We start from the raw sequence: 26,859 nt of genomic DNA on the forward strand, positions 1-26,859 counted from the left end.
TAGGGTCTTTTAGTTTTTGGTTGATTGACGTGGTGTGTAAAGATAACTGAGTTCGATCTCTTTATCTTCAACCTCATCTTCATTGAGCATCTTGGTAAGAACACGCATTGCTACGGCACCAAGATCATACGATGGAATTGCGAAACTTGATAAACGAGGACGCACCATTGAGTTGTATTTCGTATCAATTAAGCATACAATTTCTAAATCTTCAGGAATATTCATATTACGTTCATGCGCTGCATTCATTGCGGAGATCGCTTGAGAATCACGGTTTGCAATTAAGAAATTGTAATCCATGGATTCAATATGGTCTAAGAAATAGTCATAGGAACGTCGATATTCTACAGGAATTTCAATATATCCGTCATCATCGATGCCTAATTCTTTATATGCACGTTGTACCCCAGAAACCATTTGGTTTGTAGTAAAATCATTTTTACGGTCTTGAATTACCGCAACACGATTTTTAGGATCCATTTGCATCTTTTGCATTGTCAGTTCATAAACTGCCTTTTCAATATCAACATAAACAGATGAAATTTGTTTATCAGACATTTTATTTCCGATAATTACGATTGGGAATTGATATTTATTCAATTCAGCCAATTCATTTTCCATAAGTTTATCATTATAGATAATTACACCATCCACACGAGATTTAATGATATCATCAATAACATCTTTAATATCCACAATACCTTCGGTCATTGTGTGGAGCATAATATTATATTTATAAATTTTTGCGACATCAATCAAACCATTGATGATTTGACCGGTATAGCCAAAACTTGCTTCAGGTACGAGTAACGCAATCGTCGTAGTTTTTTGTAAAGCAAGGCCTTGGGCAATAGCATTTGGTTTGTATCCTAATTTATCAATTGCAGTTTCTACTTTAACACGTGTCTCTTCACGAACAATTTCGAGACCATTGATTACACGTGATACAGTAGCGAGTGATACCCCTGCTTCTTTCGCTACATCATAAATCGTTACACGTTTCATACTTCTTCATCCTCTTTTACTTCATCTAATTTTTTATCGAGTTCACGAACTTGTTTTTCTGCCGCTTCCACAATATTTGAAGATTCAATCATGGATTCAGCATCTTTAGATACTTGATCCAGTTCTTCTTCTAACGTATCCAGGAAACTAAATGCGTCTTCTTCAAATTCTTGAGCTTTTGTTTCAACGGTTTCTTCAACAAAATCAGCAACTTTTTCTGCACCATCTTGAACTTTAACTTTAACGGTTTCAGCGCCTGCATGAACTTCTTTTGAGACTTTTTCAGCCTTAGCCTTTAATTCTTGTTCAGATACCCAATCCGTAACGTTTTTTGTGGTATCTTTGACAATTTGAGCGCCAGCATCAACAGCCTCTTTTGTTTTTTCTTTTACAATATCAGTGCTTTTAACAACACTTGGATGTTTTGAAAGATCATCCAATCCTTTTTGCATTTTCTTTAAACCCGATAGTGCCCCTACTTTTAAGCGGTCAAACGTTTCAGATTCTTCAACTTTTTGAAATGTAGTCTTTGCGGATTCAAAAATACCCGACGCAAGATTACCAAGATCATCAAAGAATTCATTGCGTTCTGGAGCTGCACGAAGCACTTCTAATGCGGAATCCACAATATCTTTATTCTTAACAAGTAAATGTTCTGCGCGTTCTTGAATAAGTTGACTATCCTTAAAGCTTGCAATAATTTCCAATGAACGGACATTCATATCATTAATGGTATTTAATGTTTTATCTCTAAACGTTAAAAGACGTTCTTGACCATTTTTAGTGGCAATAATTTCATTACTTTCACTATAAAAGTTATAAACAACATCATCAATTTGATAAACAAGTTCATTTAAAATTTCATCATATTTACTCATAAATTCCAAAATCCTCCTCTTTTTCATCTCCAGCTTTTTGAACATCCGAATTCTCTGGGTTTCGGCCATTTCGACGTTTATCGAAGAAATCTTTTGTCCAATTTACAATGGTATCCGAATGCTTGGCCCCATAACTTGCGACCGAGCTGACAGCACTAACGGCTGATTGATTGACTAAATCCACTGTATTTGTGACATTATTTAATGTATTTAAAGGTGCTTGAAGTTGATCCACTGAACTTTGTGTCGAGTCAATAACACCGTTTACACGGTCAATTGTTTTCGGCAAATCCCTCACAACAACATAAACACGATACAAAATCATTGCCAATATAATTAAACAAACTACACCCACAATTGGTGCAATTAAGATTGATACTTCACGTAAATTCTGAATTAATGCATCCATTCTATCACCTCTCTAATGTCATTATAACTGTATATGAAAAAGTTTTCAATCGTTGAAACGTATTTTCAATGCATCTTTTAAATCATAAATATCTTTGGAACTCATAAACACATAAACTGCTGGTCCAAAGGATTCAAGCAGGTCCAAATCTTGATCATTTAAATCAACAACATGACTGCCTTCTATGCGATCTTGAAGGTATGTAATATCAATATCAATTCCTTCTTCCGCATCATCGATACTTGTGAATGGACATAAACACACCTCATCCGCAAGGCTTAGCGCTTCCGCAAACTCATCTGCAAAATAATACACACGTCCTACACGATGTGGTTTAAAAATACCAACAATTTTACGATCCGGATAACGTGTTCGTGCTGCTTCAAGTGTTACACGAACTTCAGTTGGGTGATGCGCATAGTCGTCAATATAGACATTCTCTTTCCCCGTTTCGATGACAAATCGGCGTTTCGCACCGGTAAAGGTTTGAAGACCTGCTTCAATATCGCTGGGTTCAATGCCTTCATATAGCCCCACTGCAATCACTGCAAGTGCATCCAAAATCATATGATCGCCTACAATTGGAAGGGTAAATCGGTGAACATGCTTACCATCCACCTCAACATTAAAAATGCTGTGAGTGGTTGTTTTCTCAAGTTCGGTTGCACGAATTTTATTGCCTTCACCAAAACCATAAGACCACGTTTCCACATCGAATGTTAGGTCTTGGTAATGTGGATCATCACCCCAAACAATGATTAACGATTCCACATTCTGAGCAAACTCCTTAAACGCTGATAAATAATCATCAACCGATTTAAAATAGTCCACATGATCAATCTCGAAATTTGTCATAATCGCAATCTTAGGTTTATAGGCTAAGAAATGACGACGAAACTCACATGCCTCTACCGCAAAGTATTCATCATCACGCTGCAAATCTCCGCGTCCATCACCGATAAGATATCCAGTTTCTTTGGAATAACTCAACATATCACGTAAAAGTGTCGTTGTCGTTGTTTTACCATGGGATCCACTTACCGCAATGGTACGATAAGAATCCATAATCTTACCCAGATATTCATGATAACGATACGTCTCCACAGTTGGATTGGCTTTCGCAGCTTGAACCTCTTCATGATCATCTAAAAAGGCATTACCAATAATAACGACTGTATTATCTTTAATATTGTCTTTACTGAATGGAACGATTGGGATGTTTAACGCTCTGAGTGCATCCTCTGTAAAGAAATGACGATCAATATCAGACCCCATCACTTCATATCCCATTTTGTAACAGATACGTGCTAATGCTGCCATACCTGTCCCTTTAATACCAATAAAATAAATTGGTTTATTCTTCATGCTCATCAATTCCTTCTAAATAATCATACAGAGAAACTTGAACGGTTTCTCCTTTTCCTTCATTTGAAATAATATCATCAACACGTAAATCCATAAGGGACTCATCAATTTTACGTGTTTCTGCTTTTGACTCTTCTTGAACTTTTCCATACATTGGACTAATAACTTCCGCAACAGGCACATGCTTTGATGGATACTTCTTTTTGGGAATATCCAATGGCTCTGAAGGTTGTGAAGGGCCTCCGTACATAGGACTGATAATATCTTTTCGTTGGTATTCAAATTTTTTGACTTCCAATTCGGATGTGCGTGCTGCTTTAGCGCGCTCCATCTTACGTTTTGCAAGGTCATCATCAGCCGTAATCATGCGTGATTTACGGTTTAACTCACTGGCTGTATTCGCTACCTCGTCAGGAGTCATATCAGTAATAGGCTTTTCACGTATAACAGTTTCTGTTATATCAACATGTTCTGTTACGATTTTGGGCTTTTCTACAATTTTCTTTTCTTTGGGAAGAATTGGTTTCAACTCAGGAATTTCCACTTCACCAACATGATCAGAAATTTCTTCTTCAATAACAATTTCTTCTTCTTTAAATAAAACTGATGCTAAACGACGAAACATGATATTACCTCTACCTTTCTATCCTACTCCGTTTTTGGAGCTGTCTTATCAATTATATCCGAGATTGCTCCAGATTCTGGTATCGCATGCTCAAAGAATTCTTCATATCGCTCATGATATGTAATAATATCTTTCTTTGAGAAATCTTGGACTACTAAATCTTCATTTACGGTAATGCTTCGCATTGTCGTAAACATTGATTGCACAATCATATCCATATTGGCATCATTCACAATTGCCATCATATCAACTTGACCATTCTCTAAGACCACAGCTTTGTTTTTTTCGAGATCAACGATGCTAAAGATAAAATGTTGTTCCTTATCTGAACCGTCTACATAAGTCCCCGTTGTCCGGTAGGACACCGCTTCTTCTTTGATTAAGGATGAAAATTGAATTTTAGAATCTTCTTTTTGATCGCCTTTTTCTTTTCCCTCAGTATTTTCTGAAATTTCGGTATATCGTTTCGCTACAATATTCGCAACATCCAAATCAAGCATGATGGGTTTACGATCAATTTCATAAAGCGTTGAAATCTGTGTTGATTGTTTAATACCCACATCAGGCAATAAATAATAACGATAGTATTTTTTATTATGATTTGTCGCCTCAGGCATTGGTCGACTTAATGCACTCTTAACAAGGTCATCATAATTTACCGCTGCTGGTGTACAACCACTTACAAGAAGTAACAGTACCAATGCAGTCATTAACTTACGCAATGACATCACCCCATGTCTTCTTATCAATAAAGTGTAATAACGCTTCACGCGCCGCTAAATAATCATCCGTATCCAAAATTGAACTGGATGTATGAATATTACGTGCACATAAGCAACATGTTAACGTTTTAACCCCTGAATTTGATTTGTGTACAGCCCCTGCATCCGTCCCACCTGGTGAAAAGTAATATTGGTGCTTAATATCATGTTCTTTACAAATATCCACAAATTTATAGATCAAATCTTTTGTCGCAATCATATTACCATCCATTACACGACCCAAGACACCACCACCCAGTTTCCCGATAGCTTTTGAATCTAAAGCATCATTTGCAGGCGAGCAATCAAGAATAATGGCAAGGTCGGGTTTCACAAGGTTTGCGACCGTCTGTGCACCACGCAACCCAACTTCTTCTTGAACACTACATCCAACATAGAGGTCATAATCCAATTCTTGGTCTTTTAATGCTTCAAGTAAATCCAAGCCCATTACACATCCATAACGATTATCAAATGCCTTGGACAAAAGACGTTTCCCTTTGTTTAATACATTGAATTCACCATCAACCACAACCATATCACCAACTTGAATACCCATCGCATGTATTTCTTCAGGTGTTGTAGCCCCAACATCCACAGGCATTTGAGGAATTTGAATTGGTTTTAAACGATCCTCAGCTGAAAGCATATGAGGCGGTGTAGCACCAATCGCACCATTATAAACCTCACCATGACGTGTTGTCACGCGTACACGATGACCTAAAAGCACTTGACTAAACCAACCGCCAACAGGATGAATCTTTAATACACCGGTCTCAGTAACTTCTCGAACTAAAAATCCAACCTCATCCATATGGCCTAAAACCAAGACTTTAGGTGCATTTTTTTTCTTACTTCGACGTACCGCAAGAATACTTCCTAAGTTGTCACGGAGAATTTCATCCGTATAGTTTGAATATTCGTTAAATAAATATTGAGCTACTTGATGTTCATGACCACTCACTCCATCAAGTTGTGTTAAGGTCTCAAACCAATTTAATTGTTTTTCATTCAACATTATTTTTTCCTCCAAATCGCTCTAAAAATCGGTTGTCCCATTTCGTGGAACTTACGTTCATATTCAGTAAATGGATCTTCATGTTCATGACTTCTAAAATCAACATCCACCTCCACAAGTTCAAACTTATGTTGGCCAACACTCACAAGTGAATAGTTAAAAAGACCCACATTGTCTGTTTTCATCCAAATCTCGCCGTTTTCCGATAAGACTGAATAATATTCATCCAATTTATCCTTATACGTCAAACGACGTTTTGTATGACGCTTCTTCGGCCATGGATCACTAAAGTTTAAATGAACCACGTCCACTTCACCGGGCGCAAACATATCATTCAGATTCTCGGCGTCACCATAAATCAACTTCTTATGATCTCCAGGATTGTTTTCTAATTTTTTCAATGCAATCGAAGAAGCCGTAAAATCACGCTCCATCGCAACAATACCACGATCTGGATAAAGGGCTGATAACTGATGCCAGTAATCGCCTTTCCCCGAACCAATCTCTAAATGTAGCAATTCACTACCGAGTGCTTCCTTCCAATTTCCTTTAATTGTTTCAAATTCTGTTACTGTGTAGTCTGCAAAAGTTTCAAAGACTTCTGAGCTCCACTCTTTTTTACGTAATCTCATGCAATCATCCTCATTTTAATATGTACATTGTACCATGCTTCAAGACTTCTTACCTCGTTTTTTACATTATTTTCATGAATATGTGATAAAATACAAATATGAAAAAGAAACTCAATGCAACGGGGATTATAGTTGAGTATAATCCCTTACATAATGGTCATGTTTACCATATTAAAAAGACACGCGAAATCACGAATAGTGATGTTTTAATTGCGGTTATGTCTCCCAATTTTGTGCAACGTGGTGAACCAGCATATTTGGATAAGTGGGTTCGTACCGAAGCCGCACTGGATGCAGGCGTTGATCTCGTTTTAGAGTTACCCACACTTTATACACTTCAAAGTGCTGATGTTTTTGCGTCAAAAGCGGTTGAAATCTTAAATCATGTACAAATTCAATCACTCGTATTCGGTTCAGAAACAAATATTTTACCAGCAGAACCACAGTTTGATAAACGTTTGCTTGAACAAGGTCACTCCTTTGCACATGCCGCAAACACATCAAACCACCAAGCCAATGATATTTTAGGGGTTTACTATGTACAAGCATGTCAAAAGTATGGCATTACACCCCTTACCATTCAGCGTACCAACACCTACCATGATCTTTCAATCACCGCTAATATCGCAAGTGCCTCAGCAATCCGAAAGGCCCATCACGAAGGCACATCGGTAAGCCATACAACACCCTTAAATCTTAATGCCTTAACCACCTATCGACTCGAAGAATATGAACCATACATACGTTATTTGCTTTCGGTACAATCATCAGAGACACTCAGTCAAAATTCACTCGTATCGGAAGGGATTCAAAATCTATTTATCAAACATCGACACTTACCCCTATCCGATTTAATTGATACATGCACCTCAAAACGTTATACACGATCACGGATCCAACGAACCTTGATGAATATCCTTTTAAATTATTCCAAGGATCTTGAACGTCCCTTAAAACAAGTACGGGTCTTAGGGATGAATTCACGTGGTAAAGCTTACTTACGTCAATTATCCGATGAAGAGATTCCCTACACAACCCAGTTTAAAAATTATCAGTTCAAAGATCTTGAACTGCGTGCCACCGAAGTCTACACCTTACCCAAAGATATAGCGACACAAAAAAGACTTCTTAAACAAGAAGTCTCCGAAATAATTATTAAAACTTGAGGGGTTTAATAACTTCCCATGGGAACCCATCGCGACCAAAATGACCGAAATTAGCGGTATTACGATAGATTGGACGTAATAAATCAAGTTCCGAAATAATATTGCCGACTTTAAAATCAAAGTTGGCTTTTATTATGTCCAAAATCTCTGATTCAGGACGTTTATGCGTTCCAAATGTATCAATATGAATCGATAAAGGATCAGATAAACCAATGGCATAACTTAATTGCAATTCAATTTTATCACAAAGCCCTGCCGCAACCACACTCTTAGCGACATAACGTGAGAAGTAAGCGGCTGAGCGATCCACTTTGGATGGATCTTTTGAACTAAAGCAGCCACCACCGATACGGCCAAACCCACCATAGCTATCCACGACAATCTTACGACCTGTTGTACCACTATCACTAAAAGGACCCGCAATACTAAATTCACCACTTGGATTCACAATAAAACGTGTTTCTTCAGTAATCCATTTTGAATCAATAACAGGTTTGATTACAGACTCCATAATGGTGTTCTCGATGGTTTCGTGATCAATGCCTGCACGATGAGATGCACTCACTAAAACAGTATGCACAAACTTCGGTTCATTCCCTTCATATGCCACTGTAACTTGTGTTTTTCCATCCGGATAAAGCCAATCAATTTCTGATTTCGCATCACTTAAACGTTTTGATAAAGCATGTGCCAAATGAATCGGAAGGGGCATATAGTTTTCGGTTTCATTACATGCAAATCCAAACATAATTCCTTGGTCTCCGGCTCCCACATTTTCTTGGGAAACAACCGCGTTATTAATTTGAGATGACTGTTTATTAACCTTTACCATGACTTCATAATCTTCAGGATAACCAATATCTGCAATGACATCTTTCGCAACCTGTGCATAATCAATCACTGCTTTTGTATTCGCCTCCCCATAAATTAAAACAAAATTATCTTTAATGGTCGCTTCTACTGCCATTTTAGAATTGGAATCTTGTTTTAATGCTTGATCTAAAATTGCATCGGCAATTTGATCACACATCTTGTCCGGATGACCATCCGTAACACTCTCTGATGTAAAATATACTAAATTCATACTAGCCTCTTTTCTAACGACATAAAAAAAAGTCCTAGCAACAACACTAAGGCTCAGAAATACATCTATAGCTTCTTATCGTTGTTAGCTGTACCACCTTGCTCTAGCAGGTTGGTATGAGGTTAATGAGCTAACTCTCTACCTCAACTCTTGATAATCGTGCCTATATCTTAAACTAATTGTTCCCAAAATGCAATGAAAATCATGCAATTTATCGGTACTTATGCAAGACCCATCAACAAATATAAAAAGGAATAAGCATAAATGCCTATTCCAGAGGTTTCTGACGATAATTTCCTTCAATACGTTCTACAGATGAAATCTCAATAAACGCCTTTGGATCTGTATGCGTAATCGCATCAATGATGCATGCAAGTTCAAACTGATTCACAACAATATAAAGAACTGCTTTGTATTTTTGTTTAAACATCCCAATACCATCAATTTTGGTAATCCCATGACGTGTAACAGCCATTACCGCCTCCGATACTTCCGTAGGGATATCGGTAATAATGTGTAAACTCGACAACTTATAGCGATCATGATAATGATCAATAACCTGTGTCGATACAAATTGATAAATAATTGAATACAACGCAAGCATCCAACCATAAACAAAGCCTGAATAAATCAGTAACGTAATATTGAAATACATAATCTTATCCCACATTGGCTTATTTTTAACCATGGAATAATAGATTGCGACAAAATCCGTACCCCCTGCAGAACCACCTACTTTTAAGGCAAATGACGATCCAACCCCATTCATGACCCCTCCAAAAATTGCCAGGAGGATCAATTGATCGTTCGGATCGACATTAGGCAAAACGGAAACTGTAGGTAATAACTCAACAAATAACGACACCAATCCTACGTGTAAAAAAGATAATGCAAGGAAACGACGACCGAGTTTTTTCCATACAAACATCAACACAATAGCATTAATGAGGAAGAACATAATTCCATAAGACAATTCTATTCCAAATAATCGACTGCTCTCTTTCAGTAATAAGATTGTTAATCCACCAGCTCCAGCGGGAATTAAATTCCCGGGACGAACAAAGGTCTTAATTGCCAGCGCTGAAAACAACGCACCAACAACAATTCCAACGATATGTTTGGGTTTAATTAACCTTAAATTTTCCATATTTATCATAACTGTACTTTGAGTACATCCCTTCTTAACTCTAAATTGATAATACCACATTTTTATAAAAACCCAATCAATCAATCCCTATTTTTGAAAATCCATGATAAAAACTATGTGAATACACGCACAATCGCAAGCAGATATAAAAAAAGAGGTTGTCGTCTAATCACAACAACATCCCTCACATCCTTCATCTTCATCTTCTTCAAATTCCAAATCATCACGCGCTATTGCTACACAATCAATCGAAATCTTGGCATTTTTAGGCAAACGTGAGACTTCAACACAGCTACGCGCTGGATAAGGATATGAAAAGTAAATTGCATACATTTGGTTCATCTTATCAAAATCTTCAAAATCGGTAAGATAAACGGTCGTTTTCACGACATCACTTAAACTTAAACCGCTGGCTTCCAAAATATGTTCCATGTTTTCAATTGTTTGAATTGTTTGTTTCACAATATCTTCAGCAACAACATTCGCTTCCGCATCAATGGGTAACTGACCTGAAACATAAAGCGTTTGATCAATCAGTAATCCCATTGAATACGGACCTACAGATTTCGGCCCGGATTCGGGACGGATTTGTTTTCGAACCATGATGTATGCCTCCTACAATAAATCGCGATAGTACTCGTCGATTTCTTCATCTTTCTTAAAGCGTTTATTTAATTTGAAGTAACCCACAATCGCACCAACGACGATAATTAGAAGGCTTCCTAAACTCAAAAACCCATTTAAATCTTCAATCATCTTTGTCACCTCATTTCTTATATTATAGTTTAATGGTTTTTTGAATTCAACGAATCCGCACCATGCATGTTTTGTTCTTTATTCATTAAAATCTTTTAAAAAGTCTTTTCCTTTTAATACCTCATGCGTCGCTAATTCTGGGTATCCGACTTGACGTAATACCTCAAATACACAAATCGCTACTGTATTTGAAAGATTCATACTGCGCGCATTGGGAGCCATGGGAATTCGAAAACAATGGTCATAGTTTTCTTTTAGAATTGATTTAGGAATCCCCGTACTTTCCTTACCAAAAACAAGATAAATATCTGTTTCTTCAAGAGCCGCATAGTCAAAGTCGCTGTGAGTATATTCGCCATAACGAGTAAGATAAAACACGGGACCGTTCACTGTCTCTAAAAAACTTTCCCAATCCATATGACGTGTTAAGACTAAGTCATCCGAGTAATCCATTACACTTCGTTTAACGCGTTTCTCATCTAAGATAAACCCGAGTGGTTCAATTAGATGAAGTGCAGCACCGCTTGCTACACATGTTCTCATAATATTACCGGTGTTCTGAGGAATCTCCGGTTCGTAAAGCACGACGTGAATCATATTTAACCTTCCAATCTAAGCCAAAATAGGCACCGCCCATAAGGGCAAACAGCGCTGCCGTGGCAGCAAGAATCTGATAAACAAGCCCCATAAAAAAAGGTTCGGGAACCAAAAGTATTAATCGGTCCACTCGAGGATTTAAAAGCCATAAATCATTACTAAAGACAATATTGTGGAAAGTAAGCCAGAACGTATCAAAATCCAAAATCGCAATCATTCCTATCGTTCCCAAAATCATCAATAAAATCATTAATGATGAGCCGAGGACATCACGATTAAGAACGAGATCAAGATAATCACCTGAACCCAAACTTACCACTATCATCATTGCCACAAAAATCATCCCTAAATTACGAAACAACATCGCTTTTTGATATAAAACCTTTACATCTTTCATATGCTCTTGTTCACGTTCATTAAACATAGGAACCGTTTCTCCGTTAATGACAACCGTCTGGGACAAGCTCGGTTCGCGATCTTTTAGATAATTTAACAGTTGCACCGTAACATCTTCCAATTCAGTTTCAGTAATTCCAATTTTTTGTGCTGTTTGATCACGTTTATAAAATGTTTCATACATCCTTCTGTTAAAAGACAACAAATCAATTGCTATAATCATCATACAAATAACAAAAATCATCACAGCGAATCCGTAACATTTTCGCTTCATGATTACCCCCTTAAATAATTCAAGAGTAATTGAACTGCACGACCACGATGCGATATGTTGTTCTTATCAGCGCGTGACATTGTACCAAACGATTGATCTGAGCCTTCCGGATAGAAAATCGGATCATAACCAAATCCTGTACCATCATTTTGAATCTCACCGATGACCCCCTCAACAACACCTTCAAAAATCTCATCACATTCAGGGCCATACAAGGATATCGCACAATGAAAATGAGCACTGCGATTTTCTACACCTTCAAGACGTTTTAGTATTTCATTATTTTTTAATTCATAAGATGTATCCTCACCCATAAAACGTGCTGATTTCACACCAAGAATATCTGGCAGCGCATCAATCACTAAGCCTGAATCATCTGAAATTACTGTTAGGCCCGTTTGTTCAGATAAATATTTTGATTTAAGACGGGCATTGCCTCGAAATGTTTCCTGATTTTCAATTACAGCATCCATTGAAATGCCATAATCCTTTGCACTGAGTACAGAATAGCCTAAAGGTTCTAAAAGTTCGCGAAACTCTCGAATCTTTCCTTCATTATGGCTTGCAATTAATAGTTCCATAGAATACCTCCAAGTCTTATGAAATTATAACACTTATGCTATAATTACACTATGAAAATTCAAAAAACCATTGTACAGATTTTAAATGAAGCACCCCTTCAGATACAACACATCAAGACGGGGCTTACGAATGATAACTACCACGTAAAAACCAAACACTATGATGTGGTTTTAAGAATGCCAAAACCTGAAAACCGAGGCTTGTTTGACTATCACCATGAAGCGTCTGTTCTTAATCTTTTAAAAAAGACTGAACTGGAACCGCATTTGTGGTATTTCGATCCCAAAACAGGAATTAAATGTGCCGATTATGTTCATGGCGCACAAACTTTCTCGATTGAATATCTTGAACGTGCCGCAAAGCTTATGGCTTCACTCCATAAACGTCATCTTAAGTCTGCAAAAATCTTCAGTATCAAAGCGCATTTTGAATTATATTGTAGCCGTATTCAAAATCCCTATTATCATCTAGATTTTGTTGAGAATCTAATGGATCAAGCAGACCACTATACTCATGATGATCCGATTTTATGTCACAATGATCTCGTTCCTGGTAATTTTTTATTTACAGATACGCACGATTATCTTATTGATTATGAGTATGCTATGGATAACGATCCCTGTTCAGATGTGATGTCCTTTATCACAGAAAATGACATTATCGATCACGAGACCCGAAATCGCTTTTATATAGCCTACTTTGGTTCTTTACCCGATGCAGCACTACAACATAAGCTTGATGTCTTTGAAGTCGCTCATAACGCGTTATGGTGCGCTTGGGGGCAAATGATGTTTGAGTCTCATCAGCAACCCATCTATCAAGAAATTGCTGATTTAAAGTATCAGCGGCTCTGTGAAGCATATCAAAAAACAGCACATGCCAACGTTTAAAAGGTGTGTGTTGTTTTTATTGATAATAAAAAAGATCCCGAAGGATCTAAGTAATTTCATATAACTCTTTAAAGAATTCATTAATTTCCGCAATGGAATCGATGAGTTCTTCTCTATCTTGTAGATGAAGTAGCAGTCGGTCAGACATCGCTTCATGAAATTGATTATGAATTTCCATAACCGCTTCACCTTTATCCGTCAAACGGAGTCGATAAACACGTCGGTCGTTCTCATCTTGTTCACGAAGAACATAGCCTTTCTGACTTAATCGATTGATTGTTGTTGTTAAAGTGCCTTGTGTTATTCGAAGCGCCTCCGCAACATCCCGCATCATTTTCGATTTGCTTTTTTGAATGCTTTCAAGTGCATGAATTTCCGTCATAGATAATCGAACACCATGAACACGATGATATCGTTCTTCTAATATTAAAATTTGATTAAAAATATCCACCAATAATTCATTAATTACTTTACCAGCATCATCTCTCATGATTTATTATTTTTCTAAAGCTTTTTGAGCTTTTCCTACTAAAGTTGTAAATCCTTTAGGATCATGGATAGCAATTTCTGATAACATTTTACGGTTAATTTCAATGTTTGCTAAACGTAGACCATGCATTAATTGGCTGTAGCTCATGTCATTGAGACGAGCAGCAGCATTAATACGTGTGATCCAAAGTTTACGCATTTCGCGTTTTAATTGTTTACGGTCACGGTAAGCATAACGTTGTGAACGCATAACTTGTTCATTAGCTGTACAGTAAAGTACATGTTTTGAACCATAGTAACCTTTCGCTAATTTTAATGTTCTTTTACGGCGTGCACGTGACGCTACTGAATTTGTTGATCTTGGCATACTAATTCATCCTTCCTTAATCTTGTAACAAATGCTTGATGCGTTTGTAATCGCTCTTAGAAACTAATGTAGCTTTACGTAGTTGGCGATTTTGTTTGTTTGTCTTATGTCTAGCAAAGTGAGAAACATAAGCTTGTTGTCTTTTTAATTGTCCTGTTCCTGTACGTTTAACACGTTTTGCTAAAGTACGTTTTGTTTTCATTTTAGGCATAACTGGCCCTCCTCTTATAAACTATTTCTTTTTATTTGGAGATATGACTACAGACATTGTATTTCCTTCGAGTTTCGGACGTTTTTCAACGGATCCTAAATCTGAACATTCCTCGATGAAACTATCCATTGTCTTTCGTCCAACCTCTAAACGAGTGATAAGACGTCCTCTAAATCTCATGTCAACTTTAACTTTGATTCCTTCTTCTAACCATTTACGAGCATGACGTAACTTTGTATCAAAGTCATGTTGATCAATAACTGGTGATAAGCGAAGTGGTTTAACCTGCGTGACATGTTGATGTTTTTTCGCTTCTTTCGCTTTCTTTTGTAATTCAAAACGATAGCGACCGTAATCCACGATTTTACATACTGGTGGGTTTCCATTAGGCGCAACACAAAGCAAATCAAGATTGTGCTCATAAGCTTTCTCTAACGCTTCGCGACGCATAAGGATACCAAGTTGTTCACCTTGAGGTCCAATAACAAGAACTTCTTTAAAACGAATTGCTTCGTTCACTAAATCCTCGGGTCCTTTTGGCTTTTCATTTCCATATCTTCTACTAATAAAATTCACCTCCTTGTGGTGTAAACAATAAAAAATGTGTCTCATTATAGGAAACACACTCAAAGGTATAAATTAATAGTGACCTAAGCTTATTACCTATGAATGAATCATCAGGTGAGAAGTGTGCTTCTACTTTCTTATTGCTTGGTAAGTATATCACGGTCATATCAACATGTCAATGAAATACTCAATAACAGCTCCGGAAACAAAGTCCACAAAGCGTGAATTATTAGCCAACATATTATACATTTATTTTACGATTCTGCCTATACTTATTTTAAATATAATTTTTGAAAAGCCGGCAACGAAGAAACGCACCCAATGGGTGCGTTTCGTTTATTCAGATTCTTTCTTTTTATGAACAATTTCTAAGTGTAACTCTTCTAGTTGTTTATCAACGGCAGGGGATGGCGCATTGGTTAATGGACAACGTGCTGATGCATTTTTAGGGAACGCAATAACATCACGAATTGTATCCGAATGTGTTAACGCCATCGCAAAGCGATCCAATCCAAACGCAATACCACCATGTGGTGGTGTACCGTATTTAAAGGCATCTACAAAGAAACCAAAACGTTTTTGAATTTGTTCTGGCGTAAAGCCAATAATTTCAAACATTTGTTCTTGTAATTCTTGACGGTAGATTCGCATCGATCCACCTGCAATTTCAAATCCGTTTAATACAAGGTCATAAGCCTGCGCAATAACTTTAAGGGGTTCAGTTTCTAAGAGTGCTTCATCCGCTTCTCGTGGTGCTGTAAATGGATGGTGACGGGCAATAATAACGTCCTCATCCATTTCAAACATTGGGAAATCCACAACCCAGCAATATGCAAATGCATCTTCAGGAATTAACTGATAATCTTTAGCAAGTTGAAGTCTAAGTGCCCCAATTGCCGTACATGTGTTTTCCCACATACCACTTCCAATAAAGACAACATCACCGACTTCTAAATCATATTCTTGAATCATTTGAAGGCGTTCTTGTTCATCGATAAATTTAGCCGCACCACCGGTGAAACCTTCTTCTTCAACTTTCAAGACGACAAGACCTTTTAATCCGTTTTTCTTTACAAGATCTGTGTACTTATCCATGACTTTACGGGTCATCGATTCAGCCTGTCCCTTAAGGACAAGACCTTTCAAGACACCACCCTCTTTAAGGGTATCACTGAATACTTTAAACTCACTCAGAATAAAAATTCGATTAAAATCTTGAAGATACATTTCAAAACGCATGTCAGGCTTATCGGAACCATAAACATTCAATGCATCTTCAAAGCGAATTTGAGGAATACGTGGTTTTTCAAGGTTTAATACATTGACCATCACGTTATTCACAATTTCTTCAATAAGACTCATAAATTGTTGTTGATCCAAAAAGGATGCTTCAATATCGACTTGGGTGAAGTCTAACTGACGGTCAGCACGCAAGTCTTCATCACGGAAACAACGTGCGACTTGGTAATAACGCTCAAGGCCACCAATCATGAGTAATTGTTTAAATATTTGCGGTGATTGCGCAAGGGCATAAAATTCCCCTTCATGAACACGGGAAGGAACAAGATATTCACGAGCGCCTTCTGGTGTTGATTTGGTAAGCATTGGCGTTTCAACATCAATAAATCCCATCTCATCAAGGGTACGACGCATCTCCGTGACAATACGTGCACGGGTAATTAATTTATTTTGCATCACAGGACGACGCAAATCAAGATAACGATACTTTAAACGTGTTTCCTCTAATGCATCGGTTTCATCCGCAATAATCATTGGTGTTTGTGCTGCTTTATTAATAATTTTAACGTCAGTTACATCGATTTCAATATCCCCTGTAGCCATCTTAGGATTTTTGTCCTGACGCTCACGAACCGTTCCACGAACCGCGATGACAAATTCATTCTTTAATTCTTGAACAATTGGATATTCATCATGATTCACAACTAATTGAACCAAGCCACTTCGGTCTCTTAAATCAATAAAATTAATGGACCCAAAGTTACGACGTTTCGCAACCCAACCAACAAGTTCCACATGTTCCCCAACATGTTCAATTCTTAACATTCCATTATGATGTGTTCTTTCCATTATTTAGCTCCAATCCATTTTCTAACTTGTTCCACAACATCGGTCTGTGCAACACGACATTGTTCTTGTGTTTCAATATTTTTTAAGGTTACTGCATTTTCTGCAACTTCATCACTCCCACAAATCATTGCAATCTTCGCATTAAAGCGATCTACTTGTTTAAATTGTGCTTTCATGGATTTGTTGTAGTAATCCATATCCGCATCATAACCTGCTTCACGTAATGTTTCGACCATCTTAAACATTGATGCATTTGCTTCACTTCCCAAAGGCATCCCAAAGACGTCAATGCGATCTTCTGTATCAAATTCAACGCCTGCTAAATCTGCATACAGGAGTAAACGTTCTAATCCCATCGCAAATCCAATCGCATCCACAGAAGGTCCACCGAAGTATTCGACGAGTTTACTATAACGGCCACCTGCAAAAATTGTTGATTGCGATGCAGCTTTAGGATCTGTAGAAATGAGTTCATAAACCGTGTGATGGTAATAATCCAAACCACGAACCAAACGAGAATCAATTTCATATTCGATTTGTTGTTCATTAAGTGTACGTTTTAAAGCTTCAAAGTAATCGCGTGAAGCATCGTTTAGATAGTCATGATTACATGGAGCCGTCTTCATGGCTTCATGGTCTTGATCTACTTTACAATCCAACATTCTTAATGGATTTTGCTCGTAGCGACGTTGACAATCCGCGCACATTGTATCTAAATGGCCACTGAAATGATCACGCAATGCTTTTTTATATGCATCTTGTGACGCTTGATCACCCAATGTGTTTACAACAAGTTTAAACTGAGTAATTCCAACTTCTTTTAATATATTGATTCCAACGAGCATGGATTCAATATCGATATATGGATTTGCTTCCCCTAAAAATTCAACACCAAATTGGTGAAAAATTCGCAAGCGTCCTGCTTGGGGTCTTTCATAGCGGAAATTTGGTGCAATATAAAAGTAACGTTGCAGCGCCCCACCAGTTGCATACAGTTTGTGTTCAACAAAACTTCGAACTAAGCCCGCAGTTCCTTCCGGTTTTAGTGTAAGCGATCGGTGACCACGATCTTCAAACGTATACATTTCTTTATTCACAACATCACTACCATCATTGCCTCGCGCAAATACATGCGTATGTTCAAAGATTGGCGTGCGCATTTCAGTGATATGGTAACGATCACACATATCTCGAGCAATGCGTTCAATATATTGCCACTTTTTAGCCTCTGCTCCAAAAACATCTTGTGTACCGCGAGGTGCGCGATAATTTTCTGACATAATTCTACCTCCTATAGTATATAAAAAGGTGCTACCAAGGACGCTATTCGCGTGGTACCACCTTTGTTGTTTACTTAATCTCTTAACGCGAGTCACGACAATTTCTACTGATTCAAAATTGTATCTCCCATGTGTCCCATTCCTTTATTGATATGCTTTTCACCAACCAGCATTTCTCTACCATCAAACCAGAATTTAATCATGATCATTGAATATGATATTACTTTAACACAATCGAACTCGAGATGCAATTACAATGTGATGCGATCAACACGAATCACACTATCAACTTTTCGCAGATTCGCAATCAATGTTTTCAAGTGATCTGCATCCCGTACAACAGCGCGCATCGTTGTGGTCGCATGAATACGATCCTCGTTGATTTCTGAATTAATAGCATTCAAACGCACTTTAAGCTGTGAAGCAATGGTGATGATATCTGTAAGCAAGAAGTTACGATCCGTTGAGAGAATTTGAAGCACTGCTTCATACTCCCCTTGTTCATGATTTTCTTCCCACTGCACTTCAATGAGACGGGCTGTTTCATGGGCAATGTTTGGACAATCCTTGCGGTGTACCTTAACACCACTCCCCTTTGTAACATAACCTACAATTTCATCGCCATAGACTGGATTACAACAATTGCTTAAACCAATCATCATTGAATCAATTCCGGAAACACTAACGCCAGATTTACTGGTTGACTTGCTTTGTTGCGTTGCACTGCGAGCAACCACTTTTTCAACTTTACTGTTTTCATCATTGATGTTTTTGTTAAGGTCTAATTTTTCAAAAAGAGCAGGAAAGGAAAGTGATTTAGAAGCAATCGCATACATTAAATCGTCAAAAGAATTTACTGAAAACTGACTGTATACATGTTCAAATCGTTTTGAAGCCTTGAGTTCCTTCTCATCGATACCACGACGTTTACATTCTTCTCTAAACATAGACTCGCCTTTATCCACAACTTCTTTGCGGTTATCCATTTGTTGTTTTAGAAGAAAGTTACGAATTTTATTTCGGGCATGCGTTGTTTTGACTACTTTCAGCCAATCTTCACTGGGTGTCGATTGCTTCGATGTCTTAACCTGAACAACATCCCCCGTTTTAAGGGGTGTATTTAAAGGTACTAAGGTCCCGTTGACAATAGCACCAACGGTTTGATGTCCGACTTCGGTATGCACTCGGTACGCAAAATCAATTGGCGTTGCACCATTTGGCAAGCCAATAACGCGACCTTTGGGAGTCATCACATAAACATTAGCCTCAAAAATATCTTTTTGAAGCACATTCATATAGTCTTGTGCATTTTCATCCACACCTTCGGTAAGGATATTAATATCTCTAAACCATGAAAGGCGATCTTCAATTTCTTTTTGATTTGCTTCTTGATTGGTGTTGCCTTCTTTATATCGCCAATGCGCTGCAACCCCACGCTCCGCAATTTCATCCATTTGTTTCGTTCGAATTTGAACTTCAAAAATAGCGCCCTCATCACCAACGATTGTGGTATGAAGGGATTGATACATATTCATTTTCGGCATTGCTATATAATCTTTCAAACGCCCTGGTATCGGGCGATAATTCGCGTGAATATGACCCAGAATTTCATAACAATTTAATTCGGTTTCGGTAATAATTCGGATTGCAAGTAAATCTAAAATTTCATCAAAACGTTTATGTTTGGTCGTCATTTTTTTATAAATCGAATAGAGATGTTTAGAACGCCCAAAAATATTAAAACGAATATTATTCTCGAGCAATAGCTCGGCAATATCTTCAATCATGCGTGTGACCTGTGCATCGCGTTCTGCTTTACGATCATCCACGAGTCTTGCAATCTCATAATATTTATCACGGTGAAGATAACTGAAACTTAAATCCTCGAGTTCATTTTTAATTTCACCAAGACCTAATCGATGGGCAATCGGAGCATAGACATCTAAGGTTTCTGCCGCAATCTTTTTTTGTTTTTCTGGAGTATGATATTGGAGCGTTCGCATATTATGGAGACGGTCTACAAGTTTAATAAAAATAACCCGGACATCTTTTGCCATCGCAATAAAGATTTTACGATGATTTGCCGCAAGATACTCCTTCTCATCTTTAAATTCAATATTTCCTATTTTGGTAACACTTTCCACCAGTGTTGCGATTTCTTCATTAAATTCTTCTGCAAGTTCTTCTTTACTTACATCACAATCTTCAATTACGTCATGCAACAATCCTGCAGAAATGGTGGTTGGAGACATGCCTAAATTTGAAAGGATATAACACACGTGCAAAATATGAACAATATACGGTTCACCACTTTTACGATATTGACCTGAATGCTTCGCTTCCGCAAACTTATATGCATGCGTAATTAATTCAATGTTTTCAGGTGATGTAATATATTTTGACGTCTCTTCGAGTATCATATCAAAACTAATAGCTTGAAATTGTCTCATCGGCTACCTCCAAATTTGTGAAAAGAACGAAGGGATCTTCGTTCTTAGTATTGCATAATTGTAAAGACTTCATAGCCTTCAAGTTTGTCGCGACCATTTAAATCTTCAAGTTCAATAAGAAATCCACATCCTACAACTTCAGCACCCAATTCTTCAATAAGTGCTACCGACGCTTCAACCGTTCCACCAGTAGCAAGTAAGTCATCGATGATGAGCACTTTTTGTCCTGGTTTTACACCGTCTTTATGGATATGAAGTTCATTGGAACCATATTCAAGATCGTATTTGTAACTTACCGTTTCACGAGGTAATTTACCCGGTTTACGAACAGGAACAAACCCAATATTCATTGCATAAGCAACTGGACACCCAAAGATAAACCCTCGGGACTCCGGTCCTACAATAACATCTGCACCGACTTTACGGGCAAAACCTTCAAAGAGGCGCGTTGCTTCCGCAAAAGCTTCACCATCGGCCATTAAAGGGGTAATATCTCGAAACTTGATGCCTTCTTTAGGGAAATCATCAATTGTTGCAATATAGTTTTTTAAATCCATAACATCCTCCAAAGTACATTATTTATTATATCATAGTTTCTTCTTTTTCTTGTACTTATTAAAATAGAAAAAACCACTTCCTCCAATTATTGTTAGGACAATAATGAGTAACGAGATAATGATAAAATGATCATCGGTTTTCGCAAGCTTATTGAATGTAATCACATAGTCATTATTGGTTACCGAAAATTTAAGTCGATCTTCATTGGATACAGAGACTTCTTGATTGGTAAACTCAAGATCGTTTTTGTTAGTACGTTCATAGATAAAATGCATCTGGGAGAACGTTGACTCAATCAATTTCGCGGACAACTCTACGGTCGTCCCTTCACCAAATTGTGATTGATTCGCAAAAACCAACTCAAAAGCCCGCCCTGATAACTGTTCATACAAGGGTGAACGCTCTGTGATTTGGATGATTTTAAATCGTAAATCCACATCATGTGGATAGGCCCCTTGAAAATTATAGATGATTAGAGGTACGTTACGCTTATCAACCAAATGAATGGATAATGTTTTATCCGTTAAGGCGCTCATGACTGCTTCAGAAACAACAAAGGACTCTAGGTTTGCCATATCTTTTTCTAATAACACATCATCCAGAACCAATATCACTTCTGAATGATCACGAGCTTCAATAAACTTCGTTAAGATTTCATCCGGTAATGTAAGCGCGTATTTTTGATTATCTGCCTTACTAAGATTATCTGTAACGAGAACCAATCGATCGCCATCTTCTTTATCAACCTTCAGTTTGATAATATCGGCACCGGATTCTGTTTGCTTTGATTTAACTGTAACCTCAAGTTCAGCATGATGTTCACCAATTGTTGCGGTAACTTTGGTTTTACCAATTTTCTTTGCAACCAAATGATCTCCGATAACTTCCACAATACCATTATCTTCCGAAACATAACTTGCATTGCGTGAAGTCGTTGTATCATAAGGTACAAAAATAAGATCAGGGATTGCGACTTCATCTTCCAAAACAATGGAGAGATTTGAAGGATTAAACTCAATATCACGTAAAGGAATGGTTACGGTAACTTTCACACTGGATGTAATGGTTCCAATCTGCGCAGTTATCGTTGTCGTCCCCGCAGATTTCGCGGTTACCTTGCCATTTACAACATCCGCAACGGCCGTATTCTCAGATGACCAAATAATGCTTTTATCTTTCATGGCGTCATTGCTTAAGGTATATTCAAGTTCATATTCAAATCCACGGTTAATATAAATGTCTTCATTTTTAAAATTGATGGTTCCATCCAAAACATTTACTTTAACACTGATTTCTTTCGTATAAATTTGTTCCCCATCCACTGCAACAATAGTGATGATGGACGATCCCTTTGAAAGCGTTGTAAGCAAGCCTTTTTCCGACACACTTACAATATCTGGATTTTCACTTTTAAAGGATACCGTCGCTTGCTTGCTCAGCCCTTCTAAGGTGTAATCAATTTGCATGCTTGAATTTTCATACAAATCATATTTGGTTTGTTTAATTTTTATTGGATCTTTAACAACTTCCGTATCATCTTGCGATACCGCAACACGATGCGTAGCAGGAGGAATCTTATCCGCAATGGGTTGCTTATTAATTTGTGGATTTGGCCCAATACCACTCAGAAGTAATACTGTGGCTAAAAATGTTTTAAACATAACATGCCTCCTCATCAATATTTCTATCATATCATAAGTTATTCAAAATCTTCTACGAACAATACATTTTTTGAACGACTGTCTAAATCTAATGTTACAATTAAACTGCGTGCAGCTTGCAATTGATATTTTTGATATTGTTGGGTAAAAAATACCGCTTCATCAAATGGAAACCCATTAAATGCATATTTAAATCCATATCCATTAAGATTGTATAATTGAAAATCACGTGGGATATCAACACGCATTAACGGCAATTTAAAACCTTCACCAAAGGGTTCTAGATGGCGTAACTCATCCAGAGCTGTTTGAGTGATCCAAGCCGGATCAATGGAAAGCACGGTCTCATGACGTCCTTCAAACGCTCCAAAATCGGATACAATCTGATTAACATCTGCTCTAAAAGCGTCAAAGGTTGCTTTGTTTAAAGTCATTCCGTATGCGAAATCATGGCCACCCATGGCCACAAAGTAATCTGAATGAACTTCAGTAAAAATATCTTGAAGTGAGAACGTCATGCTTCGAGCACTTCCTTTTAAGACATTATCATATTCCGTAAGAACAACAGTTGGTTTCATGGTTTCTTGTGCAACTTGGTTCGCAACAATACCGAGCAACCCTTCATGGAATCGCTTATCAACAATAATTTGAATGGGATCATCATTAACCTGAGCCATGGCTACTTCTTTCAATGCTTTTCCTTGTTCTTTACGGTAATCATTAAGTTTGAATAATTGTTTGGCATATGACGTAATTACCGATTCATCCGGTGTTGTAAAGTATTGGACTAAGGTATTCACATTCGCAAGATCACCCAAGCGTCCAACCGTATTGATTTTTGGAATTGCTTGAAATGACAACAGTTTTGCGGAGTAATGCGTAAAGCGATTTCGTTTAACTAACGCATCAAATTGCAAGAATTGATTTTGATTCAATGCCTGAATTCCGTTACGAACAAGCTCACGATTTTTACCCCAAAGCGGCATTACATCCGCAACCGTAGCAGTGCATGCCAAGGCAAGCATGTATGAATCACTTAAACCCATGCGTTCCGCAACACAATATATGAGTCCACTGGCACACATTGATGCTTCATACGGACTGCATACGTCGGGATGTAAAAACGCATCAGCGGTGACGGGTTCATCAATGATATGATGATCAACCACCGCAACACGCATTCCTAACGCTTGCGCATACGCAATCTCTTCATGAGCCTTAACCCCGTTATCGATAATTAAGACATCCTTGTAGCCCCGTTTGTGAGCCATGGTTATGGTCTCCTTTGAGACCCCGTATCCTTCTTTAAGTCGATTTGGAATATAATAACCGACTTCAAGATTACATTTTTTTGCTAAGAGCACCGCAATACTTGTTGAAGAAACACCATCACAGTCATAATCGCCACAAACAATGAGTTTAGTAGCACGTTGATAGAAATCAATGATGGAATCGATGGCCTTATTGGAAACAATACGGTCTGTTGGATTGAATAATTCCTGTAATTGAGAGTCCGTTAAGTTCATCGTTTTAAGCGTTTCTTGTACAAGGGGTGATAAAGCGTTAGTCATATCGTTCACGTTTGTGTACCCACCTTTTAATTAACCAAGCAATACAATAGAGGATGATTAAAGCTAAATAAATCGCAAAAACCATCATCATTAAAATCGCAATCATTTCAACCGTTATTGGAACCGGAATAATTATTAGAATCGGTGTTGAAATAATCGCAAATAAAATGAGATTAAGCATCAATGAGTCCATAAACTCCGATTCAAACAAATCTAAATTAAAAAATCGATTTAAGGAATATTGAGAACTGTAATAACATCCAATGATTAATGGAATCGTCCAGACAATGTAAACCGTCTCTCGACTCCATTTAATATGATAAACCATCGTTAAGAAGACAAAGAGCATTGAGGACAACACACTTAAAATTGGAATCAAGATATTCCGTTTAAATCCAAAAATACAACTTACCATAATCCATGATGCAAGAATAAACACACCTAAGGTTAGATAGAAATCGACATCTTCAAGAGGAAATAGATTCTCAGGGGTATCGTAATAAGTTCCCTTAACATTAAATTTCGTCTTAACCCCACGCGCAGCAGCACCCAATTGTTTGGACGTGACATTTTCATCAAAATGAATCCATGTGTCGCCCTGTTCGGTTACCTCATAGCTTAATTGATTATCAAAAATTCCCACTTCATAAAGCGTCGCTTGAAGTTCAAGGTATGCCGTTGATCGCGCATCATTCATAATTAATACATTTTGATTTGCAAAATCCCAACCCTTGTGTAAATCAATCCCCTTGGCGATCGCAAACAGGGTACTTAATAGCAAGACTGCAAGCATAACTGACACAGTGTTTTTAAATAACGCATGGGTAGGTTGGGTTATTTTTAAAACATTAATATTTTGAAAATGGATAAAACTCGATGATTTTGGAATTTTTAATAGGAATCGTTCAAATACAAAATTAAATAATAGGAATTGTATTAAAACAATATAGCCTAAGAAAATCATGTACCATCCGGTACGAACAAGCCCATATCGATTCAAAACGACCGCAACAAAACCAAAAATCAAATAAAATGCGGAATGAAGCAACGATACACGAATGTGTCGCTTACGGATATCTTGACGCGACTCCACAACCTCATGCAAGGTTAAGCCTTCAGAGTCCACTAAATACATCTGTTTTTGGTAAACAAGCATCATAAAAGAAATCAAGACTGAATACCAGAGCGATTTTGTAAACGGATAACCAAATAACGAAACTAAAAGCAGGGATAACATCACACCAATTACGATTTCCATCCCTGCAATCCATCCAAAAAACCGAAACCTAAAACAAAAATAACCGACCGTTAAGGCCATAAATAAAACCAGATACAAACTAATAAAGCTCTGAGTACTCATCAATTTTGTAACCGATCCAAATGTTCCTGTATTCCAAACCACTAAATCTGATACATGAGCATCAATACTATTAACAAGGTCGGTTATATTTTCGACACCTGAAAAGGATAACGCATAGTGATTTGAATCAATCACACGTTTACGCCATTCACGATTATTGCGTGTTTGGTTTGAAAGAAAGTTGTTTAAGCCCGTACGATCTTTTGTTTCAACGATTAGACGAACATCGTGACCAAAGCCCAAACCCGTATTTAATCGCCCAACCGTCGTAAGCGTCAAAAAACCTACCAAAACAGTAACAATGATTACAATAAACGAAACTCTTAACTCAGCTTTTGTTTTCATTGAATCTCCTCGTCCTCAAATAAATTCTGATAGTCTTCAAGAGATGATTTTAACCCATTGATTTTAGATTCCGTCGCAAGCCACCTTACAACATCTTCATCCGTCGTTTTAAAAATATCATCGGCTAATTCACTTAACCGAGATGGCTCTTTATGACGCCATACATAGGTTGTAAACATGCGGTACAAATCATCATATGAAACGCCTTTTAATCCATTATTATGTATTTGACGAAGTCTTAATGTTAGTAACAATTTAAATTGTTGTGTATTATCATCTTTCATACATTCACCTAGCCTCATCACGTATATGATACACGAAAAACAC

Annotated in this window: 29 protein-coding genes; 2 read left to right on the forward strand and 27 right to left on the reverse strand. The window is 37.5% G+C overall.

Annotated features, from left to right (window positions below; all coding sequences use genetic code 11):
• Nucleotides 1-9: 9 nt before the first annotated feature.
• From EEI45_RS06980 to trmB, 8 genes are read right to left on the reverse strand one after another with little or no spacing between them, the layout of a single operon-like run.
• Entirely contained in the window at nucleotides 10-1,005 is a 996-nt protein-coding gene (locus EEI45_RS06980) for a LacI family DNA-binding transcriptional regulator (protein ID WP_125164673.1), read from the reverse strand.
• The gene (locus tag EEI45_RS06985; RefSeq protein ID WP_125164674.1) at nucleotides 1,002-1,883 is read right to left on the reverse strand and encodes a hypothetical protein; all 882 of its coding nucleotides are present in this window, start codon (nucleotides 1,881-1,883) and stop codon (nucleotides 1,002-1,004) included. The genes EEI45_RS06980 and EEI45_RS06985 overlap by 4 nt, the downstream gene beginning before the upstream one ends.
• Nucleotides 1,876-2,292: a hypothetical protein gene (locus EEI45_RS06990; RefSeq protein ID WP_125164675.1), complete on the reverse strand. Its 417-nt coding sequence runs from the start codon at nucleotides 2,290-2,292 to the stop codon at nucleotides 1,876-1,878. The genes EEI45_RS06985 and EEI45_RS06990 overlap by 8 nt, the downstream gene beginning before the upstream one ends.
• Nucleotides 2,293-2,337: 45 nt before the next feature.
• A complete protein-coding gene (gene murC / locus EEI45_RS06995; RefSeq protein WP_228410299.1) occupies nucleotides 2,338-3,657 on the reverse strand; it encodes a UDP-N-acetylmuramate--L-alanine ligase in 1,320 nt (439 codons plus the stop codon).
• Nucleotides 3,647-4,282: a hypothetical protein gene (locus EEI45_RS07000; RefSeq protein ID WP_125164677.1), complete on the reverse strand. Its 636-nt coding sequence runs from the start codon at nucleotides 4,280-4,282 to the stop codon at nucleotides 3,647-3,649. The genes murC and EEI45_RS07000 overlap by 11 nt, the downstream gene beginning before the upstream one ends.
• A 23-nt stretch (nucleotides 4,283-4,305) precedes the next feature.
• Nucleotides 4,306-5,010, reverse strand: a complete 705-nt coding sequence (locus tag EEI45_RS07005; RefSeq protein WP_125164678.1) for a phospholipase D-like domain-containing protein — start codon at nucleotides 5,008-5,010, stop codon at nucleotides 4,306-4,308.
• A complete protein-coding gene (locus tag EEI45_RS07010) occupies nucleotides 4,997-6,061 on the reverse strand; it encodes a M42 family metallopeptidase (protein WP_125164679.1) in 1,065 nt (354 codons plus the stop codon). The genes EEI45_RS07005 and EEI45_RS07010 overlap by 14 nt, the downstream gene beginning before the upstream one ends.
• Complete coding sequence (trmB, locus tag EEI45_RS07015) at nucleotides 6,061-6,693, reverse strand: tRNA (guanosine(46)-N7)-methyltransferase TrmB (RefSeq protein ID WP_125164680.1); 633 nt, start codon at nucleotides 6,691-6,693, stop codon at nucleotides 6,061-6,063. Before trmB ends, EEI45_RS07010 begins: the two co-directional genes overlap by 1 nt.
• Nucleotides 6,694-6,791: 98 nt before the next feature.
• Between trmB and EEI45_RS07020 the strand changes: the two genes are divergently transcribed.
• Nucleotides 6,792-7,859, forward strand: a complete 1,068-nt coding sequence (locus EEI45_RS07020) for a tRNA(Met) cytidine acetate ligase (protein WP_125164681.1) — start codon at nucleotides 6,792-6,794, stop codon at nucleotides 7,857-7,859.
• On the opposite strand, the gene metK is transcribed toward EEI45_RS07020, so the two are convergent.
• The 7 genes from metK to rdgB form a co-directional block, all read right to left on the reverse strand.
• A complete protein-coding gene (metK, locus tag EEI45_RS07025) occupies nucleotides 7,849-8,943 on the reverse strand; it encodes a methionine adenosyltransferase (RefSeq protein ID WP_125164682.1) in 1,095 nt (364 codons plus the stop codon). The two genes, EEI45_RS07020 and metK, sit on opposite strands and share 11 nt — an antisense overlap.
• Nucleotides 8,944-9,211: 268 nt before the next feature.
• Nucleotides 9,212-10,090, reverse strand: a complete 879-nt coding sequence (locus EEI45_RS07030) for a YitT family protein (protein WP_228410300.1) — start codon at nucleotides 10,088-10,090, stop codon at nucleotides 9,212-9,214.
• Between the two features lie 165 nt (nucleotides 10,091-10,255).
• The gene (locus tag EEI45_RS07035; protein ID WP_125164683.1) at nucleotides 10,256-10,693 is read right to left on the reverse strand and encodes a RidA family protein; all 438 of its coding nucleotides are present in this window, start codon (nucleotides 10,691-10,693) and stop codon (nucleotides 10,256-10,258) included.
• Between the two features lie 12 nt (nucleotides 10,694-10,705).
• Nucleotides 10,706-10,846 carry a hypothetical protein gene (locus tag EEI45_RS07040; RefSeq protein WP_003773197.1) on the reverse strand — a complete coding sequence of 47 codons (141 nt, stop codon included), beginning with the start codon at nucleotides 10,844-10,846 and terminating at the stop codon, nucleotides 10,706-10,708.
• Between the two features lie 78 nt (nucleotides 10,847-10,924).
• Complete coding sequence (locus EEI45_RS07045; protein WP_125164684.1) at nucleotides 10,925-11,443, reverse strand: tRNA (cytidine(34)-2'-O)-methyltransferase; 519 nt, start codon at nucleotides 11,441-11,443, stop codon at nucleotides 10,925-10,927.
• The gene (locus tag EEI45_RS07050; RefSeq protein WP_125164685.1) at nucleotides 11,394-12,113 is read right to left on the reverse strand and encodes a TIGR01906 family membrane protein; all 720 of its coding nucleotides are present in this window, start codon (nucleotides 12,111-12,113) and stop codon (nucleotides 11,394-11,396) included. The genes EEI45_RS07045 and EEI45_RS07050 overlap by 50 nt, the downstream gene beginning before the upstream one ends.
• A gap of 2 nt (nucleotides 12,114-12,115) precedes the next feature.
• Nucleotides 12,116-12,694 carry an RdgB/HAM1 family non-canonical purine NTP pyrophosphatase gene (gene rdgB / locus EEI45_RS07055; protein WP_125164686.1) on the reverse strand — a complete coding sequence of 193 codons (579 nt, stop codon included), beginning with the start codon at nucleotides 12,692-12,694 and terminating at the stop codon, nucleotides 12,116-12,118.
• A gap of 51 nt (nucleotides 12,695-12,745) precedes the next feature.
• Here rdgB and EEI45_RS07060 point away from each other — a divergent pair, with 51 nt between their 5' ends.
• A complete protein-coding gene (locus tag EEI45_RS07060) occupies nucleotides 12,746-13,585 on the forward strand; it encodes a phosphotransferase (RefSeq protein WP_125164687.1) in 840 nt (279 codons plus the stop codon).
• A 46-nt stretch (nucleotides 13,586-13,631) separates the two neighbouring features.
• Here EEI45_RS07060 and EEI45_RS07065 read toward each other — a convergent pair whose 3' ends face one another.
• The 12 genes from EEI45_RS07065 to EEI45_RS07120 all read right to left on the reverse strand — a co-directional run bounded on the left by EEI45_RS07065 (nucleotide 13,632) and on the right by EEI45_RS07120 (nucleotide 26,816).
• Nucleotides 13,632-14,075, reverse strand: coding sequence for a MarR family winged helix-turn-helix transcriptional regulator (locus tag EEI45_RS07065; RefSeq protein WP_125164688.1), 444 nt, complete (start codon nucleotides 14,073-14,075; stop codon nucleotides 13,632-13,634).
• 6 nt (nucleotides 14,076-14,081) lie between these two features.
• Entirely contained in the window at nucleotides 14,082-14,441 is a 360-nt protein-coding gene (gene rplT / locus EEI45_RS07070; RefSeq protein WP_125164689.1) for a 50S ribosomal protein L20, read from the reverse strand.
• 16 nt (nucleotides 14,442-14,457) lie between these two features.
• The gene (gene rpmI, locus EEI45_RS07075; RefSeq protein ID WP_125164690.1) at nucleotides 14,458-14,652 is read right to left on the reverse strand and encodes a 50S ribosomal protein L35; all 195 of its coding nucleotides are present in this window, start codon (nucleotides 14,650-14,652) and stop codon (nucleotides 14,458-14,460) included.
• A 21-nt stretch (nucleotides 14,653-14,673) separates the two neighbouring features.
• A complete protein-coding gene (gene infC / locus EEI45_RS07080; protein WP_202605987.1) occupies nucleotides 14,674-15,264 on the reverse strand; it encodes a translation initiation factor IF-3 in 591 nt (196 codons plus the stop codon).
• A gap of 291 nt (nucleotides 15,265-15,555) precedes the next feature.
• The gene (aspS, locus tag EEI45_RS07085) at nucleotides 15,556-17,307 is read right to left on the reverse strand and encodes an aspartate--tRNA ligase (RefSeq protein WP_125164692.1); all 1,752 of its coding nucleotides are present in this window, start codon (nucleotides 17,305-17,307) and stop codon (nucleotides 15,556-15,558) included.
• Entirely contained in the window at nucleotides 17,307-18,587 is a 1,281-nt protein-coding gene (hisS, locus tag EEI45_RS07090) for a histidine--tRNA ligase (protein WP_125164693.1), read from the reverse strand. Before hisS ends, aspS begins: the two co-directional genes overlap by 1 nt.
• Nucleotides 18,588-18,838: 251 nt before the next feature.
• The gene (locus tag EEI45_RS07095) at nucleotides 18,839-21,037 is read right to left on the reverse strand and encodes a RelA/SpoT family protein (RefSeq protein ID WP_125164694.1); all 2,199 of its coding nucleotides are present in this window, start codon (nucleotides 21,035-21,037) and stop codon (nucleotides 18,839-18,841) included.
• A gap of 44 nt (nucleotides 21,038-21,081) precedes the next feature.
• The gene (locus tag EEI45_RS07100; RefSeq protein ID WP_003773173.1) at nucleotides 21,082-21,594 is read right to left on the reverse strand and encodes an adenine phosphoribosyltransferase; all 513 of its coding nucleotides are present in this window, start codon (nucleotides 21,592-21,594) and stop codon (nucleotides 21,082-21,084) included.
• Nucleotides 21,595-21,624: 30 nt separating this feature from the next.
• Nucleotides 21,625-23,256 carry an Ig-like domain-containing protein gene (locus EEI45_RS07105; protein WP_125164695.1) on the reverse strand — a complete coding sequence of 544 codons (1,632 nt, stop codon included), beginning with the start codon at nucleotides 23,254-23,256 and terminating at the stop codon, nucleotides 21,625-21,627.
• A gap of 38 nt (nucleotides 23,257-23,294) precedes the next feature.
• Entirely contained in the window at nucleotides 23,295-24,827 is a 1,533-nt protein-coding gene (locus EEI45_RS07110) for a single-stranded-DNA-specific exonuclease RecJ (protein WP_125164919.1), read from the reverse strand.
• Entirely contained in the window at nucleotides 24,820-26,532 is a 1,713-nt protein-coding gene (locus EEI45_RS07115; protein WP_125164696.1) for a hypothetical protein, read from the reverse strand. Before EEI45_RS07115 ends, EEI45_RS07110 begins: the two co-directional genes overlap by 8 nt.
• Nucleotides 26,529-26,816 carry a post-transcriptional regulator gene (locus tag EEI45_RS07120; protein ID WP_125164697.1) on the reverse strand — a complete coding sequence of 96 codons (288 nt, stop codon included), beginning with the start codon at nucleotides 26,814-26,816 and terminating at the stop codon, nucleotides 26,529-26,531. Before EEI45_RS07120 ends, EEI45_RS07115 begins: the two co-directional genes overlap by 4 nt.
• Between the last annotated feature and the right edge of the window lie 43 nt (nucleotides 26,817-26,859).

It is taken from the genome of Erysipelothrix piscisicarius (assembly GCF_003931795.1).
Classification (GTDB): domain Bacteria; phylum Bacillota_I; class Bacilli_A; order Erysipelotrichales; family Erysipelotrichaceae; genus Erysipelothrix; species Erysipelothrix piscisicarius.